The sequence below is a fragment of the Corynebacterium sp. LaCa_282 genome (assembly GCF_057198125.1).
In genome coordinates this window covers 1,494,410-1,506,444 of record NZ_CP191095.1, presented here as the reverse complement: position 1 = coordinate 1,506,444, position 12,035 = coordinate 1,494,410, and the positions used below count along the sequence as shown (strand labels likewise).

The 12,035-nt window shown below is 62.9% G+C and carries 9 protein-coding genes; 5 read left to right on the top strand and 4 right to left on the bottom strand.

Translation table 11 applies throughout. The annotated features are described in order from the left end of the window. The first annotated feature begins 9 nt into the window (after positions 1-9). The gene (locus ACP8KU_RS07015) at positions 10-879 is read left to right on the top strand and encodes a methyltransferase domain-containing protein (protein ID WP_023017735.1); all 870 of its coding nucleotides are present in this window, start codon (positions 10-12) and stop codon (positions 877-879) included. Positions 880-1,451: 572 nt separating this feature from the next. Here ACP8KU_RS07015 and ACP8KU_RS07010 read toward each other — a convergent pair. Beyond that, complete coding sequence (locus ACP8KU_RS07010; RefSeq protein ID WP_484483511.1) at positions 1,452-2,894, bottom strand: GH32 C-terminal domain-containing protein; 1,443 nt, start codon at positions 2,892-2,894, stop codon at positions 1,452-1,454. Positions 2,895-3,084: 190 nt separating this feature from the next. Then, positions 3,085-3,732, bottom strand: a complete 648-nt coding sequence (locus tag ACP8KU_RS07005; protein ID WP_023030949.1) for an O-methyltransferase — start codon at positions 3,730-3,732, stop codon at positions 3,085-3,087. A gap of 151 nt (positions 3,733-3,883) precedes the next feature. Between ACP8KU_RS07005 and sigE the strand changes: the two genes are divergently transcribed. The 3 genes from sigE (at position 3,884) to ACP8KU_RS06990 (ending at position 5,601) form a co-directional block, all read left to right on the top strand. Beyond that, a complete protein-coding gene (sigE, locus tag ACP8KU_RS07000) occupies positions 3,884-4,513 on the top strand; it encodes an RNA polymerase sigma factor SigE (RefSeq protein ID WP_005280118.1) in 630 nt (209 codons plus the stop codon). A 65-nt stretch (positions 4,514-4,578) separates the two neighbouring features. Further along, complete coding sequence (locus tag ACP8KU_RS06995; RefSeq protein WP_484483510.1) at positions 4,579-5,055, top strand: anti-sigma factor family protein; 477 nt, start codon at positions 4,579-4,581, stop codon at positions 5,053-5,055. A 21-nt stretch (positions 5,056-5,076) separates the two neighbouring features. Then, on the top strand, positions 5,077-5,601 hold the full coding sequence (locus ACP8KU_RS06990) for a twin-arginine translocase TatA/TatE family subunit (RefSeq protein ID WP_484483509.1): 525 nt from the start codon (positions 5,077-5,079) through the stop codon (positions 5,599-5,601). A 12-nt stretch (positions 5,602-5,613) separates the two neighbouring features. On the opposite strand, the gene ACP8KU_RS06985 is transcribed toward ACP8KU_RS06990, so the two are convergent. After that, on the bottom strand, positions 5,614-6,744 hold the full coding sequence (locus tag ACP8KU_RS06985; protein WP_005282272.1) for an Mrp/NBP35 family ATP-binding protein: 1,131 nt from the start codon (positions 6,742-6,744) through the stop codon (positions 5,614-5,616). 102 nt (positions 6,745-6,846) lie between these two features. Here ACP8KU_RS06985 and ACP8KU_RS06980 point away from each other — a divergent pair, with 102 nt between their 5' ends. After that, positions 6,847-7,587: a hypothetical protein gene (locus ACP8KU_RS06980; RefSeq protein ID WP_484483508.1), complete on the top strand. Its 741-nt coding sequence runs from the start codon at positions 6,847-6,849 to the stop codon at positions 7,585-7,587. 545 nt (positions 7,588-8,132) lie between these two features. Here ACP8KU_RS06980 and ACP8KU_RS06975 read toward each other — a convergent pair. Then, a complete protein-coding gene (locus ACP8KU_RS06975; protein ID WP_431603637.1) occupies positions 8,133-11,888 on the bottom strand; it encodes a multifunctional oxoglutarate decarboxylase/oxoglutarate dehydrogenase thiamine pyrophosphate-binding subunit/dihydrolipoyllysine-residue succinyltransferase subunit in 3,756 nt (1,251 codons plus the stop codon). Positions 11,889-12,035 lie beyond the last annotated feature (147 nt).

Here is a 12,035-nt window from a genome sequence, read left to right as displayed (position 1 = left end):
TCTGGATACATGCTTTCTCATATCGTCGACATTCTGGCCGATCCAAACGACGGCACGGCGCTTTCCGGCGCCGATGATTTTTCCCGCCTCGTTTCGGAGTCTGGCCATTCCTTTGATGTGGCCAAGCAAGGGTATGTGACCTTAGCGGCCGGTGCTGGCCTGAAGCACAAGGGCGATGACATGGATATGGTCAACGCCCGCGAAGCCTACCTAGCCACCGGCCATTTCGCGCCCTTCGTCGAGTCTGTGACCGGCGCGGTGCAAGACGCGCTCGATGCCAGCTCGCTGTCTGCATCTACGCCCGCCTCGCTCCTCGAGGTCGGCGCCGGAACCGGCTACTATCTAGCCCACACGCTTGATTCCATCGACGGCGCGCGCGGCGTTGGCCTCGATATTTCCCCGCATGCGGCCAAGCACCTGGCCAAGTGTCACCCGCGCGTGGGCGCCGTGGTTGCCGATGTCTGGCAGCAACTTCCCATCCGCGATGAATCCATCGATGCCATTTCCGTGGTCTTCGCCCCGCGCAACCCATCCGAATTCCAGCGCGTCCTCGCCCCCGGCGGCCAGGTCATCGTCCTGACCCCGGGTGCGGGGCACCTCGATGAGCTGCGCGAACCCCTCGGCATCCTTGGCGTGGAAGAGGGCAAGGTCGAGCGCATGTATGAGCAGGCGGAAGGCTACCTCGAGCAAGCCGCCGATCCGGTTGATATTTCCTTCCCCATCCAGTTGGACAAAGCGGCCATCGCCGCACAGGTAGGAATGAGCCCGTCCGCTCGCCACATCAGCGCCGACGAGCTCGCCGAGCGCATGGCCGCCCTTCCACCCACGCTGACGGTCACCGCCCGCGCCCGCCTAGACCGCCTCCGCGCGGTTTCTTAATCGCAGGTCCGCCTCGCGGCAACCTGTACCGCCCTTCGCGCTCACCAGCAGCGCGCGGGGCGGTTCTTTTTCGCTTCCGGTGAGCGCGAAGGACGGGTGTGGAATCGGCCAGTCACCGTACCCTCCCTTGGCGCTCACGAGGAACAGCTTGCCGATGCCCCTCCACCTTGCCCGTGAGCGCGAAGGGCTGGTGGCATCGGCAGGGCGGTGGCTGACGGAAAACGAGGGTGCAGAATGCGGCTAAGGCCGGCATCATTTGACCCGTGCGCTCGGTCCTGGGGTCAGATGGAAGGAATACCCGCCCTTCGCGCTCACGGCAAGCACATTCTGATGGCCGGAGTCGCTCGCCGGCGAGCGCGAAGGGCGGGGGTGGAATTGGCCAGTTACCGTACCCTCCTTTGGCGTTCACGGGGCGCTGCTTGCCGATGTTGCGACGCCTCGCCGGTGAGCGCGAAGGGCGGTTGGCGCCAGGCTGGGGCCGAAGGGCGGGTGGCGAGGGTCGGGGGCAGAAAGGCGGGTGGCGACAGGCGGGGCAGAAAGGCGCGTGGCGCCAGGGCGGCAGGGCAGCAGTATTAGAGCTTGGAGCCGGAGCGCTGCCAGTCTTGTTCGATGACCGCTTCGCCGGTGGTCTCGACATCCATGCCGGAGCAGCCGCCGTCGAAGTACACGCGGGAGGCCATGGCGATGAGGCCGCCGTCGACGAAGACCTCCACCGTGGAGCCGTCTTGGATGATGGTGAGGGTGTCGGAGTCGCCATCGGCAAGCGTGGCGGTGGCGGGAGCGGAATCGGCGAAGAAGTGATCGAAGGCCTTGTTCATGGAACGATCGAGGCTGATTTCCTCGCCGGAGTGGCAGATGGAGGCGGCGGGGTCGCCGTTGCCATCGCGAAGGGTGATGGTGACGCTGGAGCCGGTGGGAACCTCCATGACGCCGGTCCAGGAGCGCGCGTAATCCGAAAGCTTGACCGCTTCGGGCAGGCCGGTGGCCGGTGCCTGGTACAGGACGCCGCCCTCGAGCGTGACCTGGCGCGGCAGGGAGAGGGCATTCGACCAGCCCTCGGCATCCCAAGAGGCGTGCTGGGTGGCGTCGTCGCCGCGGCCGTTGCCGTTGAGCAGGCCGAGGATGACGGCGCGCTCGTAGCGGCGTTCTTCAGGAATCGTGCCTGCGGTGGCATTCGTATTGCGCGGGCGGGAGAAATCGTGGCCGAAGTCCACGCGGCGGAAACCGGAGACCACCGTGAAGGTGGTGTCTTCCAGCTGGCCCACGAGGTAGCCGGAGACATCGCGGCCGTCGCGCTCGAGGGTGACAAAGAGTACGTCGTAGATCTCTTCGTCGACTTCATCGCGCAGGCGCACGATGCGCGGGGAGACCACCGGAGGAATGGGGGAATCGGCGGGCACTTCGCCGTCGAGGAAGCCCGGGTCACCTTCGAAGGTAAGGCCGCCGCGCAGGGACCACGAGATGCCGTCGTGGCTTTCTAGAATGACTGGCTGCGGGGTGTCGGTGCGGCCAGAAAGTGCCAGCATGAGCCAGCCCTTGTGGCCGTCCTCGCGGTCATCGGTGGCCCAATCGGGAACAACGGAAGGCGAGCGGAACCGGGTGTGGTCGGTGGTATTGCCGGCCACCTCGCCAAACCGCACGACGTTGGGGTCGAGGGCCGAGGAGTCATCGGAGACCTCGCAGACATCGTCGATGCCGGAATAGCGCGCGAGGCGAATGGAGGTGCCCGTCGCGGTCACGGAGGTGAAATAGAGGTTGATGGCGTCCTCACCTTGGGCCACGGAACCCGCGCGAAGGGCGAGCTCGCCGCCGACTGGGGCAAGGACGTCATCGCAGTCCAGCCAGTTAAACGGCGCTTCCTCCGAGTACGTGTGTCCCCAGCGAGCCGGGGCATCGGGAGTGGGGCGGTACTGGTAGAACATGTGCCACGTATCGCCATCGCGAAGGATGCCGGCGGGCGCGTCTAGGATGCCGGCATCGGGGATGAAGTGGAGTTCGGGGCGGTGAGTCGTCACGGCATTCCTCTCTTAAATCAGGTGCGGGTTACAAGCTTGGGTTGGGGTGGCAGCCACGCCGGGGAGGAAACTCGTTGACCTGCCACGCGGTGCTTTCGCGAACTTTTTGGGGCAGTGTCCGGCTGTCATGTACACCCAGAATACGGATATCTTTTAGCGCGTGCAGGGGCCCTTGCTTGCCGATGCCCCCTTAAAGTTTTGTCACCAGCGTCAGCCCCGAACCCAGTGGCAGTCGGGTTACGGTGGCGCCCTCGAGCTCGCGGAGGTATTCATCGGCCTCGCGCGCGGCGGCGGTATCGCGGTCGGTGCGGGAGGTGTCGGCGACGGTGCCATCGAGAAGCGCATTGGCAAGCACCAGCGTGCCGTGTTGGTGCAGCAGGGGCCAAGCCGCCTTGATGAGGGCGGGGAGGTCGAGGGCGGCGACGTCCGCGTAAATGACCTGGTAGGCCTCGGTGGCCAGGCGCCCGAGCACGTCGAGGGGGCGCGAGGGAAGGAAGCGGCCGCGGGTGGGGGCGTAGCCGGCCTCGCGGAAGGCGGCCTTGGCGCTGCGCTGGTGCTCGGCTTCTGGGTCGATGCACGTGAGGATGCCGTTATCCGGCATGCCCGCGAACAGGTAGAGACCCACGACGGAGGCGGCGGGGGTAATCGCCACGGCCTGGGGGCGGTCTACCACACCGGAAGACGTCGCCGTCAGCGTGGTGAGAAGCTGGCCGGTGGATTCATCCGGGACGGGCAGGCCGTATTCCTCGGCGTGGTTGCGGGCGCCGCGGAGAGCCGCCGAAGGCTCACTGGTGGAATCGATATAGGAGCGCAGTGCGTCATATGCGGTAGTAGTCACGAATAAAACAATAGGTAAAGTTGCGCGCAAGGGTGGCAAAAACGCGCCTAGCCAGCGAAATTGTGGTCTGTGGGAAGTATGTGACGGACTCACAGGATATTATCAGCGCAGTGGCTGGAGTTTCCGCGCCGAGTATAGAAAAATGACACCCATGACAGAAACGAAGCGCGATGCCGAGTCCGTTGCCTCCACCGATCCGAACGTGGAGTTGACCGGTACCGCGGCGTTCGATGCTGGGGAAGCCACGATGCCTTCGTGGGCCGAATTGGTGGCAGAGCACGCCGATGGCGTGTACCGCTTGGCCTACCGTTTATCCGGTGACCAGCAGGATGCCGAGGATCTCACCCAAGAGACCTTCATGCGTGTCTTCCGCTCCTTGGATAAGTACCAACCGGGTACCTTTGGCGGCTGGCTGCACCGCATCACCACGAACCTCTTTTTGGATATGGTGCGTCACCGTTCCAAGATCCGTATGGAGTCCCTGCCTGAGGATTACGAGCGGGTGCCGGGGACGGATATGACCCCGGAGCAGGCCTATACCGTGGCCAACTTGGACCCCGTGCTGCAGTCCGCGCTGGATAGCTTGGCGCCGGATTTCCGCGTTGCCGTGGTTCTGTGTGATATCGAAGGCATGAGCTATGACGAAATCGCCGAAACCCTTGGCGTGAAAATGGGTACGGTGCGCTCTCGCATCCACCGCGGCCGCTCCCAACTGCGCGCGGCGCTGGAAAAAGAGGCACAGACCAATGCGGAGGCGCGCATCTTGCTGCGCACGCGCTAGAATCGAATCATTACCTCCCCTGCCACGCGGCAGGGGGACTTAAGTGTGAGTAATCCGTCTGTGGAATGAACGTGAGGAGGGTGTCGATGGACTCACTGCGAGGACGCCGCACCCTCTCCACGCTCAGCGTGCGGGGCGAGTTCACTCCCGCGCAGGCGAAAGCCCGGGATAAGGCAAAGGCGCGGGCGCGGCGCAGCGATTCCATCGGTCACCTTGGCCCAGAGGCCGTCGTTGCCTTCGTGGACGGGGAGATGGAGCCCAAAGCCATGCACCGCGTGCGCATCCATCTAGTCCACTGCGCGGAGTGCCGCGCCGACGTGCACCACCAGCGTCACGCCTCCGAGTGGGTGCGTCACTGCAGCGATGATTCCGTGGTGAAGGCCCCGCAGTCCTTATTGGCCAAGCTGGCGGGAATGGCTACGGAGGGTGTGGCCCCGGGCCCCGATGCGTCGACCCCGGCGCACCGGCCGGAGCAGGATTTCCTGGATAAAGTCGAGACGGTGGTACGCGCGATTAAACACAATCAGCGCGGGCAGAACTAAACGGAGGGCGAGGATTTAACCGTGTTTTCTTCCATTGGCTGGCCCGAGATTATTGTCATTGTCCTCCTCGGCATCGTCATCATCGGCCCGGAGCGCATGCCGGAGGTCATCAAGGACGTGCGCGCGGCCATCTACGCCGCCCGCAAGGCCATCAATAACGCGAAGGCTGAGCTCAACGGTGAGATGGGGTCCATCTCCGCGGAATTCGACGATATCCGCGGCCCGCTCAACCAAGCAGCGCAGTGGACGCGGCTAGGCCCCAAGGGTGCTATTACCAAGGCGCTTTTCGATGGCGATGATTCCGCCTGGGACGACTTCAACCCCAAGAAGATGGCCGAAGACATCAAATCCGGCACCGCGCCGAAAGAGCCCGAACAGTGCGCGCAGGACAACAATGGCCCCGCCCGGCCCAGCTTTAACTACGCCGAGGTATACGGCGACACCACCCAGCAGCCGGCGCAGCGGCCGCCCCAGCAACAACAAAAGCCGCAGCGCGGTGGGGAAGATTCCACCGGCGGCGGCTCTGAGTGGAGCGACGTTACCTAATACAACGCGCTCTTAGTTCACGCCCAGGTTGAGGCTCTTGCCCACGAGGGAATCGGAGCGGATGGCGAGCTTATCAGCAACCGCCCTGATTTCCTTGGCGGCAGGGGAGTCGGGTGCCTCGAGCACGATGGGCGTGCCGGCATCGCTATTCGAGCGCAGGGCCGGATCCAGCGGCACGGAGGCCAGCAGCGGAACCTCGTGGCCCAGAATGACGCCGAGGCGGTCTGCGACGATTTGGCCGCCGCCTTCACCAAAGACGTCCATGGTGGAGCCATCCGGCATGACCATGGCGCTCATGTTCTCAATCACGCCGGCCACGCGTTGGCGCGTTTGTTGGGAGATGGATCCGGCGCGCTCGGCCACCTCGGCTGCGGCGGCCTGCGGCGTGGTGACGATGAGCAGCTCCGCATTTGGGATGAGCTGCGCAACGGACAGCGCCACATCGCCAGTACCCGGAGGCAGGTCGAGGAGGAGGACATCGAGATCGCCCCAGAAGACGTCCGCCAAGAACTGCTGCAGCGCGCGGTGGAGCATGGGCCCGCGCCAGACGACGGGCGCGTTACCCTCCACAAACTGCCCAATCGAGATGTGCTTAATGCCGTGAGAGATGGGCGGCAGCAGCATTTCATCATCAAGCACGGTGGGGCCATCGGTCGAGCCGAGCAGGCTGGGCACGGAGTGGCCGTAAATATCGGCATCGACAATGCCCACCTTCAGGCCCTTATCCGCCAGCGCTGCGGCCAGGTTGACGGTCATCGAGGACTTGCCGACGCCACCCTTACCCGACGCCACCGCAAAGACACGGGTCGTCGAATCGGGCTTCGCAAAAGGAATCTCGGGCTCGGCCTGGCCGCCGCGCAGCTTCTGTTTCAGCTCGCGGCGCTGCTCATCGCTCATCGCGTCCATGGTCACGGTAACCTTGCCAACGCCGTCGATATCCTCGACCGCGGCGCGGGTATTGGTCTCGATGGTGGACTTCATGGGGCAGCCCGCGATGGTCAGGTAAATGCCAACGGTGACATCGTTTCCTTCGATATCGACCGATTTCACCATATTCAGTTCGGTGATGGGGCGGCCGATTTCTGGATCCTGTACGTGGGAAAGAGCCTCGCGTACGGCTGATTCGGTAATAGAGCTAGACATAACTCTTGCCATCTTAGTCACGGCGCTACCTCAGGTAAACACGCCCGCGCGGTAGACTCAGCGAGAAGCCACTGCATTTAGTGAAGGAGAACGTCTAACACCATGCGCATGTTCGCCCGTCCTGCCCTTGCCTGTGCAGGCGCTGTACTCAGCGCCACGTTGCTGGCAGGGTGCGCTGACCACGTTGTTACCGAGCCCTCCGCAGAGGCTAGTGACCGCAAGTCCGTAGACATCGTGGTCGACCCAGATGACACCGACCAAGTGGTACTGGGCGAGATTTACCGCCAAATGCTCGCACGCGCAGGGCGCGAGGCCACCGTGCTCAAAGAGGATAAATATCAGTCTCACGGAGACAAAGGCCGCAGCCTCAATCCAGAAGGCAACTTCTATGTTGGCTGTACGGGCGATTTCCTCAGCTATCTCAACCCCAGCGAGGCGCGCGACATCTCGCAAGATTATAAGAAGTCCGAAGAAGACACTCAGCCTGGCGGGGAAGACTTCCTCGCCCGCACCCATATTGCGTTGATGTCCTCTCTGCCCACGGATCTAGCCACCGTAGAACCTTCAGGCGCCTACGGCTGCGAGGACGCGGAGCCGGAACTTCCGGAAAACTTCGTGGTGGTTTATCAGAAGAGGCTTTTCGAACGTGAGGAGGAAATCGCCTTTGCTTCCCTCACCAAGTTCATCACGCACAAAGACCTCTCCGACTTAGCCGAAGACGCCGAGGAAAAGGGCAGCGTGGAAAAGGCCGTCCGCGAATGGATGCAATCCTCAGGCGGCGACATCGTAGACGGCGAGGGCGATTCCGCGTCCACCGGCGGTTCCGACCTGACGAGCTCCTAGCCCGCGCTTCAATCACGCCTCACCCCGGCGCGCCCCTTGGCACCTCCACCCGCCCTTCGCGCTCACCGGCAGCCGTCCTTCAGCAGGCGATCGTCCTCCCCGTGAGCGCGAGGGGTGGGTGGTTTCGAGGCTGAGTACGGTACCCTCCCTTGGCGCTCACGGGCGGTGCGTGCTGATGACCATTCCGCTTCGCCGGTGAGCGCGAGGGGCGGGTAGGTGGGTGTGTGGTTGTGTCGGCCGCGCCTGTCCTGGGCTGCGATACCTGCACCGCGCCCTTGGCGCTCACCGGCAGCGGGTCTTGAATGAGCGATCGCCTTTCCCGTGACCGCGAAGGGTGGGTGGTTTCGAGGCTGAGTACGGTCCCCTCCCTTCGCGCTCACGGGCGGTGCTTGCTGATGCCCATTCCACCTCGCCGGTGAGCGCGAGGGGCGGGTAGGTGGCTGGCGGGAGGCGAAGGCGCATGAAAATGCCCCAGTGAGGAAATAACCTCACTGGGGCATTCAGCGCTGCAGCGCGCTAGGTGCCTTTTCGGCGGTTACACGTGGTTAAACGTCGAAGGCCTCTTCAAGCAGGTTCTTCTGCTCAATCTGGTGTACCTTGGCGTTACCCGTAGCCGTAGAGGACTGGGCGCGGCGGGAGACGCGGACCATTTCCGGCATATCCGGAATGAGGTCGCGCAGGTGCTCGTTGTAGAACGGCCATGGGCCCTGGTTGGCGGGCTCGTCCTGTACGAACCGGACTTGGGTGGCGTTCGGGTACATCTCGAATGCCTCGCTCAGGCGGTTGAACGGAATCGGGTGGAGCATTTCCACGCGGACGATGGCGATGTCATCGCGGCCGTCGGCCTCACGCTTCTTCTCCAAGTCCCAGTAGAGCTTGCCGGAGACCAGCATGATGGTCTTGACCTTGTTCGTGTCGCCGACCTTCTTGTTATTGACGTCCACGAAGTGGGGGTCATTGATAACGGAGCGGAACTTTTTGACCTCGGTGAACTCCTCAACGGAGGAGGTGGCGGCCTTGTTACGCAGCATGGACTTCGGGGTGAAGACGACCAGCGGGCGCTTCATCTCGCCCAAAGCCTGACGGCGCAGCAGGTGGAAGTGGTTAGCCGGGGTGGACGGCTGAGCCACGGTCATGGAACCTTCCGCGCACAGCTGCAGGTAGCGCTCGATGCGGGCGGAGGAGTGGTCCGGGCCCTGGCCTTCGTAGCCGTGCGGCAGGAGGAGAACCAGGCTGGACAACTGGCCCCACTTGGCCTCACCGGAAGACAGGTACTCATCGATGATGGTCTGGGCACCGTTGGCGAAGTCACCGAACTGAGCCTCCCATGCCACAAGGGCGTCGGGGTTACCCACGGTGTAGCCGTATTCGAAGCCCATGCCGGCGAACTCGGTCAGCGCGGAGTTATAGACCATGAACTTGCCGCCATTGTCCTTGGACACTGCCAGGGAGTTGAGCGGGTTGTATTCGTTGCTATTGCGGGGGTCGAAGGTCACGGCGTGGCGCTGGGTAAAGGTACCGCGGCGGGAATCCTCGCCGGCCAGGCGCACGACTTTGCCCTGGTTAGCCAGGGAACCGAAGGCGAGCAGCTCGCCCCAGCCCCAGTCGATGCCGCCTTCGCGGACAGACTTCGCACGGTCCTTGGCCACCTTGGCCACGCGCTTGTGGTACTCGAAGTCCTCGGGTGGGTTGCCGTAGGCATCGCCAAGCTCGGCCATCTCTTCTGCGGTGATGGAGGTATCCAGGCCGCGGGTGAGTTCCTGCGAAGAGGTAATACCGGTCTGTTCCTTCGGGCCGGCCTTCTCGGCTTCCTTGTGCTCGGTGAACACGGACTCCATCTGGTCGTGGAAGTCGCGTGCGGCTGCCTCGGCGTCCTCGGCAGACAGGTCGCCACGGCCGATGAGCTCGTTGGTGTAGTGCTCGCGCACCGGCTCGTGGTTCTCGATGACCGAGTACAGCTGCGGCTGGGTCATGGATGGGTCATCGGCCTCGTTGTGGCCGCGCAGGCGGTAGACCACGAGGTCAATGAAGACGTCCTTGCCAAACTGGCGGCGGTATTCTGCGGCCATCTGGCCTACCCAGACAACGGCCTCTGGGTCATCACCATTGACGTGGAAGACCGGGCAGTCAAAGCCCTTGGCCAGGTCGGTGACGTAGTGGGTGGAGCGGCCGGAATCCGGGGTGGTGGTAAAGCCCACCTGGTTGTTGACCACGATGTGGACGGTACCGCCGTTGGTAAAGCCGCGCAGCTGGGACAGGTTAATGGTCTCCTGTACGACGCCGAGGCCGGTGAAGGACGCATCGCCGTGGAGCATGACGGGAACGACGGAGTAGCCGTCCTTGCCCTTGTCCAAGATGTCCTGCTTGGCGCGGGCGATGCCCTCCATGACTGGGTCGACGGCCTCGAGGTGCGACGGGTTGGCGGCAAGGGTGACCTTGATTTCGCCATCGCCGAACATCTGCAGGTGCTCGCCCTCGGAGCCCAAGTGGTACTTCACGTCACCGGAGCCGCCGAGCTGGCCGCCCTTGTAGTTGCCGTCGAACTCGCCGAAGATATCTGCCAGCGGCTTGCCCACGATATTAAACAGCACGTTCAAGCGGCCGCGGTGCGGCATGCCCATGACGACCTCGTCGAGGCCCTGGCCCGCAGCGGTGTCGATGATGGAATCCAGCAGCGGGATGAGAGTCTCGGCACCCTCGAGGGAGAAGCGCTTTTGGCCCACGTACTTGGTCTGCAGGAAGTTCTCGAATGCCTCGGCGGCGTTGACCTTCTGCAGGATGTACTTCTGCTCGGCGTTGGTCGGCTTAGGCATGCCGGCCTCGAGGCGGTCCTGCATCCAGCTGCGCTCGTCGCGGTCCAGGATGTGGGTGTATTCGGAACCGACCTTCAGGGTATAAGCAGCGCGCAGGCGGGAGAGTACCTCGCGCAAGGTCATCTGTTCCTTGCCGCCGAAGCCGCCGACGTTGAAGACGCGGTCCAAGTCCCAGATGGTCAGGCCGTGCGTAGCGATGTCGAGGTCGCGGTGATCCGGGCTAGGCAGGCCGGGCTGGGACCAGCCGAGGGGGTTGACATCGGCAAGCAAGTGCCCGCGGGAGCGGTAGGACTCGATGAGCTGCATGACGCGGGTGTTCTTGTCCACGCCAGAGTTGGGGATATCCTGTGCCCAGCGGAAGGGCTCATAAGGAACGCCCATGGACTCGAAGAGCTCGTCCCAGAAGGCATCATCAACAATGAGCTGGCCGATGGTGCGCAGGAACTCGCCAGACTCTGCACCCTGGATAACGCGGTGGTCATAGGTGGAGGTCAGCGTAACCAGGCGGCCGACGCCCAGATCAGCCAGGCGGTCAGCGGAGGCACCGGCGAATTCTGCCGGGTAATCCATGGAACCAACGCCGATAATGGAGCCTGCACCCTTGGTCAGGCGGGCAATGGAGTGGCGGGTGCCGATGCCGCCCGGGTTGGTCAGGTTAATGGTGACCCCAGAGAAGTCATCCATGGTGAGCTTGTTCTTACGGGAACGGGTAACGATGTCCTCGTAAGCCTCAATGAACTCGGCGAAGGACTTGGTCTCGCACTCCTTGATGGCGGCGACCACGAGGGCGCGGGAGCCATCCTTCTGCGGGAGGTCGATTGCCAGGCCCAAGTTGATGTGCTCGGGCTGGACGACGAAGGGCTTGCCGTCCTTTTCCTCGTAGCGCACGTTCATTCCAGGGTGCAGCTGCACGGCCTTGACCATGGCGTAGCCAATAATGTGGGTAAAGGAGATCTTGCCACCGCGGGTGCGCTTCAGGTGGTCATTGATCATGGAACGGTTTTCCCACATGAGCTTGACCGGCATATCGCGCACGGTGGTAGCGGTAGGAATCTCGAGGGATTCTTCCATGTTCTTAGCAATCGCCTTGAACATGCCCTTGAGCTGGCGCTCGTCGCCGCCCTTGTAATCTTCTAGGTTATCCAGCGGAGACTGCGCATTCTTGCCCGCAGAATGCTTTGCCTTCGCGGACTTTTCCTTGGCCTTAGATACAGACTCTTTCACGTTGGTATCGCGGGCCTCTTGCTTGCGGGCGGTGGTAGTGCCTTCGGTCTTCTTGGCCGAGGACTTAGACTCTGCCTGCGCCTTCTTTGGCTGTGGCTTAGATGCTTGAGAAGGAGCCTCAGCTTCTGGCTGCGCCTTGGGCGCGCCGTTTGCTTCGAAATAGTCGCGCCACTCCTTGTCTACGGAGCTAGGATCCTTGGAGTACTGCTGGAACTGCTCGTCTATCAGCCACGCATTCGGGCCGAAGATGCTCGATGTGCTCACGGCAGGTATTCGCCTCATTTCTCTGCTTTAAAATGGTCGTTTATTCGACTTTAGTTCGGACTTTGCACGAGCGCATATCTCACCCGCCAAAGTGTCTGCCTATATGATACGGGCCAATCCCTCACCTTCACTATGTTAGGGGTAGCG

Bases quoted from the DNA above. Each gene is read 5' to 3' on its own strand.
- ACP8KU_RS06995 (WP_484483510.1), top strand. From the start codon at position 4,579: ATGAACGTGAGGAGGGTGTCGATGGACTCACTGCGAGGACGCCGCACC.
- ACP8KU_RS06980 (WP_484483508.1), top strand. From the start codon at position 6,847: ATGCGCATGTTCGCCCGTCCTGCCCTTGCCTGTGCAGGCGCTGTACTC.
- ACP8KU_RS07015 (WP_023017735.1), top strand. From the start codon at position 10: ATGCTTTCTCATATCGTCGACATTCTGGCCGATCCAAACGACGGCACG.
- sigE (WP_005280118.1), top strand. From the start codon at position 3,884: ATGACAGAAACGAAGCGCGATGCCGAGTCCGTTGCCTCCACCGATCCG.
- ACP8KU_RS06985 (WP_005282272.1), bottom strand. From the start codon at position 6,744: ATGTCTAGCTCTATTACCGAATCAGCCGTACGCGAGGCTCTTTCCCAC.